The organism is Mesorhizobium sp. WSM4844 (assembly GCF_055811775.1).
The window spans coordinates 1-254 of the sequence record NZ_JBVVQB010000224.1 but is presented as its reverse complement, the minus strand read 5'-3'; the positions used below and the strand labels follow the sequence as shown (position 1 = coordinate 254).

1 protein-coding gene is annotated in these 254 nt (G+C 67.7%); it reads right to left on the bottom strand.

Annotated features, from left to right (window positions below; all coding sequences use genetic code 11):
* Window positions 1-254 (bottom strand): hypothetical protein (locus AC0L2A_RS36530; RefSeq protein ID WP_473613037.1); only part of this gene is annotated, 254 nt, incomplete at both ends.

The window sequence follows — 254 nt, the reverse complement described above, 5'->3', positions numbered from 1 at the left end:
AACCGCTCGTCCTCATGGACCACCGCCACCGCCTCCGGCGCCTGGCGCACCTGCGCCTCGAACAGCTCGTGGATGCAAAGACCCGACGGATAGGCCGCTGCCGTCCGGTTCAGATCCTCCAGCAGATAGGTGCGCTCGGCGGCCGGCAGGATGTCGATGCGGCCGACCGGCTGGCCTGCATCGGCAACCATCGCCCGCAGCAATGCCATAAGATAGCCGCGCTGCCGCTCGATCGTCGCTTCGTCGAACAGCGC